Origin of the sequence: Myxococcus sp. AB025B, assembly GCF_006518215.1 — a bacterium.
Classification (GTDB): domain Bacteria; phylum Myxococcota; class Myxococcia; order Myxococcales; family Myxococcaceae; genus Myxococcus; species Myxococcus fulvus.
In genome coordinates, this window is record NZ_SRLW01000468.1 from 1 (window position 1) to 5,339 (window position 5,339).

Genomic DNA, 5,339 nt, shown 5'->3' on the forward strand with positions numbered 1-5,339 from the left:
AAAGACAGTATCCGCGTGCGGTGAAAATCAAGATGAGCAGCTACCCACGGAAACGCCCTCGCCCGGTCCGTCGAGCACGCTCCCTCGGCCCCCTACGTCGCGTCCGTCCCTAAAGTGAACGGCATTGGGTTTAGGAGGCGGAGGTGTCCCGCGCCGCGTGCACGGGCGGCCTGCGCACGGACCAGGGGCGGGCGTGCTCCAGCTGGCCCGCGAGCCGGAACAGGGTGGCCTCCTCCGCGAAGCGGCCGACGAACTGCACGCCGATGGGCAGGCCCTGCGCGTTCCAGTGCAGGGGCACGGACATGGCCGGCTGTCCCGTCACGTTGAAGAGCGGCGTGAAGGGAATCAGCGTGAAGACGTGCCGGTACCACTCGCCCGCGCCCATGGGCTTGTTCGAGTCCAGCACGCCGAGCGGGTAGGGCGGCACGGCCACGGTGGGCGTCAGCAGTGCGTCGTGGTCCACGAAGAACGCGCCCACCGCGCGGCTCACCTGGTTGAAGACCGCGAACGCCGCCTGCAGGTCCAGCGCGCGCAGACGCCGTCCGTGCTCCACGGCGGCCCACGTCGTGGCCTCCAGCGTGTCCGGCCCCAGCGTGCGCCCCAGCGCTCCGCCGAGCATCTCCGCCAACGCCGCGTTGCTCGCGCACCACACCGACACCATGGCCTCCACCAGGACCGCGTCGTCGTAGACGGGCGCGGCCTCCACGATGTCGTGCCCCAGCGACGCGCACAGCTTCGCCGCGTCCTCCACCGCCGCCACGTTGTCCGGGTGCACCGGCACGCCCGACGCCGCCTTGCGTGAAATCGCGATGCGCAGCTTCCCCGGCTCCCGACGCACCTCCTCCAGGAACGGCCGCTCCGGCGGCGGCGCGTAGTACGGGTCACCCGGCGCCGCGCCCTGCGTGGCATCCAGCATCGCCGCGCTGTCGCGCACCGAGCGGGTAATGACATGCTCGATGCCCAGGCCGTTGACCGCGTCGCCACCGTCCGGACCCACCGAGACGCGCCCGCGCGTGGGCTTCAAGCCGAACACACCGCACAGCGAGGCCGGGATGCGCAGCGAGCCGCCGCCATCGTTGCCGTGCGCCACCGGCACGATGCCCGACGCCACCGCCGCCGCCGAGCCGCCGCTCGAGCCACCCGGGCTGCGCGACAGGTCCCACGGGTTGCGCGTGGGGCCGTACGTCACCGGCTCCGTGGTCGCGTTGTTGCCGAACTCCGGCGTGTTCGTCCGCCCCATCAGCACCATGCCGGAGCGGCGATAGCGCTCCATCAACACCGTGTCATGCGGGAGCACCAGGCCACGCGCCAGCCGGCTGCCGAGCTCCGTGGGGATTCCCGCGGCGTGCACCACCAGGTCCTTGATGAGGAAGGGCACTCCACAGAAGGGCCCATCGGCCACCCCCCGCTTCAAGGCCTCCCGCGCGTCGGCTTCCCGGACGTCGATGACCGCGTTCAGCTTCGGATTGACGCGGGCGATGGCCTCCAGCGCCGCGCGCAGCAGCTCGTCGGGGCTGACTTCCTTCTGACGCACCAGCTCCGCCAGCCCCAGCGCGTCGTATCGCGTGTAGTCGTCCAGGTGCATGAGTCCTCGTGGCGCACCGGCCGACGGGACGCGGCCCAGGTGCGGCGCGAGAGGATACCGCTACCCCTCTCGCCGCTGCTCGCGCGCGCCGCGCCGGGTCGCCACCGCACCACCACGCGAAGCCGATGACGCAAGGCGGCGACAACTGTCACCGAATGTTTCAAGCAGCACGGACGCGGCTCGAAATGCGCGTCGAGCGAGGAGTATCCTCACCACCGCGGCCGCGGAGCCATCCGCCCGCATCCCGAGAAGGAATCCCCCGCTTATGTTCATGTCCCCGCGTCATCGACGCCAGGGTGTCCTGGCCCTTCTTCCCTTGAGCCTGTGTCTGGGGCTCGCCTGCGGTCCCGTGCAGGAGGAGGCGCCGTCCGAAGCGCCCGCGACCGAGTCCGAATCCCAGCCGCTGGCGGCCCCGGGCTTCGCGGAGCTGCACCACCACATGTTCGCGGAGGAGGCCTTCGGCGGTGGCTGGTTCCATGGCAGCCACACCGGCTCGCTGACGAGCTGTGACGGCGGCCTTCCGGAGAGCGACCACGCCCGCGTGCGCATGGACTTGAGCAACCTGCTCAACCTGTGCCCGAACTCGGGAGGCATCAACCTGGGCGGCAACCCGCTGCTCGCGGCGCTCTTCGGCCTGGGCGGCGCGGTGGGCTCGGAGTTCATCGGCAAGATTGAGGGCACCGAGGGCGACACCGGCATCCACCTGGGCCGCATGTCCGTCAACACCCAGTGGCCTCGCTGGGACACCATCGCCCATCAGCAGTCGTGGGAGGGATGGCTGCGGCAGGCGCACCAGGGCGGCATGTCGCTGGTGATGGTGTCGCTGGTCAGCAACGAGTTCCTCTGCAAGGTGTTGCCGTACCAGAACATCTCGCGGCCGTGCGACGAGATGGTGGACGTGGAGCTCCAGCTCCAGATGGCGCGTGACTTCGATGCGCGCAACGACTGGGTGGAGATCGCCCTGACGCCCTCGCACGCGCGCAACATCATCGCCTCCGGCAAGCTCGCCATGGTGCTCTCCATCGAGACGAGCAAGCTGTTCGGCACCAAGGACTGGCGCACGGAGCTGGACCGCTTCCACGCGCTGGGCGTGCGCTCCCTCCAGCCCGTGCACCAGCTGGACAACCGCTTCGGCGGCGCGGCGCTGCACAACGCCATCTTCCAGGCCGCGCAGTTCCTGGAGACGTGCCACGTGGACACCGATTGCGGCGTGACGACCGACACGATGACGCTCGGCTTCGACGTGTACCGCGACGCGGTCGGCAACTGCCGCAACACCAAGGGCCTCACCGCGGACGGCAAGGCGCTGGTGCAGGCGATGATGAGCCGGGGCATGCTCATCGACGTGGCGCACCTGTCGGAGAAGGGCCTGCAGGACGCCTTCGCCCTGGCGCAGGCGAACACGTACTACCCGCTGGTCATCTCCCACGGCCACTTCCGCGAGGTGATGAACCCGAAGCTGGCGAACGACGAGAAGACCACGCCCGCGTGGGTGGTGCGCTACCTGCGCCAGACGGGCGGCATCTTCGGCCTGCGCACGGCGCATGACGAGACGCGCACGTACTCGCGCTCGGGTGTGGCCAACAACTGCCACGGCTCCACGCGCTCCTTGGCGCAGGCGGTCGAGTTCGGCCGCCAGGGCCTCAAGGTGCCCATGGCCTTCGGCGCGGACCTGAACGGCTTCATCCAGCAGACCCGTCCGCGCTTCGGCAACAATGGCGCGTGCTCGGCCACGTTCCAGGCGGAGGCGGACGCGCACCTGCGGCAGCAGAACGTCGCCGGCCCCACGCGCCTGGGCACGGGCTTCGACGAGTACGGCCTCGCGCACGTGGGCTACCTGCCGGACCTGCTCAAGGACCTGGGCCGCGTGGGCGCGAACACCGCGGGCCTGTCGGGCTCGGCGGAGACGTTCCTGAAGACGTGGGAGCGCGCCGTGAACCCGCGCACGGGCATGGCGGACGCGGCGGCGGACATCGACACCAGCGGCGTGGCCACCTACGTGGACAAGGCCACCCGCGAGACGCAGTACCCGCTGCTGTGCGGCGTGCGCTACGCGCCGGACTCCAAGGCCGTGGGCGAGTCCTGCCGCTTCAAGGAGGAGTGCATCAGCGACGCGTGCACCGCGTCCGGCTGCAACAGCTCCGGCACCTGCATCTGCGACGAGGAGGCTGACTGCGCGTCGACGCAGTACTGCGGTTGGGGCCTCAACAGCGGCAAGTGCCAGCCGAAGAAGGCCCGAGGGGCCACCTGCCTGTACGGGAAGGAGTGCCTGTCAGGTAGCTGCCGCTGGACGCTGACCTGCGGCTGAGCCAGGGGGCCGGGGTGCGCATCGCCGTTGCGCGGCGCACCCCGGGGGCGTAGGGAGTTCCCACCCCCTATGTCCGCCACCGTCCAACTGCTCGAAGCCGTCCGGAAGGAAGCCCGCCCCGGTATCTGGTCCAACGGAGTGAACCTCTCCCGCGCCGGGGCGGTGGTCCTCCAGTCGAAGACGGAGAGCGAGCTGGAGCTGAGGGTGCGCTCGTCGGGGCGCCCGGTTCCCTTCACGGTGACGCTCTATCCGGCCGACGAGGCCTGGGAGTGTGACTGCCCCAGCCGTGTGGACCCGTGCGAGCACGTGGTGGCCGCGGCCCTGTCGCTCCAGCAGGCGGAGAAGACGGACGCGCCCATGGAGACGGCGGCCACCCGCTGGTCGCGCGTGGTGTACCACTTCTCGCGCACGGGCGACGGCCTCCTGCTCAAGCGCACCCTGGCCCACGCGGACGGACGCGAGGAGGCGCTCGACGGCAGCCTCGCCTCGTACATGGCGAAGCCGGCGCAGGCCGCGCAGCTCCAGGTGGAGCAGGCCGACCTGCTGGCCGACCGCATCCTCGAGCAGCGCCGCACGCGCGGCGCCCTGGCCCCCGAGACGCTGGAGGCGCTGCTCAAGGTCCTGGTGCAGGCGCGCAACGTGCTGCTCGATGGCCGCCCCGTGGCCGTCCCCGACGAGGTCGTCGTGCCCCGGGCGCTGGTGGAGGAGCGTGGCGGGCAGCTGGTGGTGACGGTGGCGAGGGACTCCCGCGTGACGGAGGTGGTGAGCCCCGGCGTCGCGCTGGTGGGGGACGCGCTGGCGCGGCTGGGCGAGACGGGCATGACGGGCCCGTGGCTCAACAACCTGCCCATCGTGCGCACCTACGGCGCGGAGCAGCTCGGCGAGCTGACCTCCAAGGTGCTGCCGGAGCTGGGGCGTCGCATGCCCGTGGACGTGCGCACGAAGCGGGTGCCGTCCATCGACCGCGAGCTCAAGCCGCGCATCCTGCTGGAGCTGCACCAGCTGGAGTCCGGGCTGTCGGTGCTGCCGACGCTGGTCTACGGCGCGCCGCCGGCGGTGCGCATCGACAACGGCCGCATGGTGTACCTGCGCGGCGCGGTGCCGCTGCGCGACGAGGCCGTGGAGCAGCGCCTGGTGCACGAGCTGCGCGAGGAGCTGAACCTGGTGCCGGGCCGTCGGGTGACGGTGCAGGGGCCGGAGATGGTGCGCTGGGCGGACAAGCTGCGGCGGTGGGGCGGGGACCTCGCCGGTGACGGCGCGTCGGTGGTGAGCCCGGACGTGCGGCTCAAGCCCTCGTTGTCCGTGGAGGGTGCCACCAACGCGCTCGGCGTGCCGGAGGTGCGCTTCACGCTCGACTTCCAGGTGGAGGGGAGCAAGGGCGGCGAGACGCGCTCGGTGGACGCGGCCGCGGTGGTGCGCGCGTGGCAGGAGGGGTTGGGCCCTGTC

3 protein-coding genes are annotated in these 5,339 nt (G+C 71.2%); 2 read left to right on the top strand and 1 reads right to left on the bottom strand.

The window, feature by feature from the left end; translation table 11 throughout:
• Positions 1-130 precede the first annotated feature (130 nt).
• Positions 131-1,585: an amidase gene (locus FL311_RS40900; protein WP_141333047.1), complete on the bottom strand. Its 1,455-nt coding sequence runs from the start codon at positions 1,583-1,585 to the stop codon at positions 131-133.
• A gap of 271 nt (positions 1,586-1,856) precedes the next feature.
• On the opposite strand from FL311_RS40900, the gene FL311_RS40905 reads away from it, so the two are divergent.
• A complete protein-coding gene (locus FL311_RS40905) occupies positions 1,857-3,893 on the top strand; it encodes a membrane dipeptidase (RefSeq protein WP_228557418.1) in 2,037 nt (678 codons plus the stop codon).
• A gap of 69 nt (positions 3,894-3,962) precedes the next feature.
• Positions 3,963-5,339 (top strand): SWIM zinc finger domain-containing protein (locus FL311_RS40910; RefSeq protein ID WP_194869588.1); only part of this gene is annotated, 1,377 nt, incomplete at its 3' end.

Excerpts from the sequence above, each read along its gene's own strand:
- FL311_RS40905 (WP_228557418.1), top strand. The coding sequence starts at position 1,857 with ATGTCCCCGCGTCATCGACGCCAGGGTGTCCTGGCCCTTCTTCCCTTG.
- FL311_RS40900 (WP_141333047.1), bottom strand. The coding sequence starts at position 1,585 with ATGCACCTGGACGACTACACGCGATACGACGCGCTGGGGCTGGCGGAG.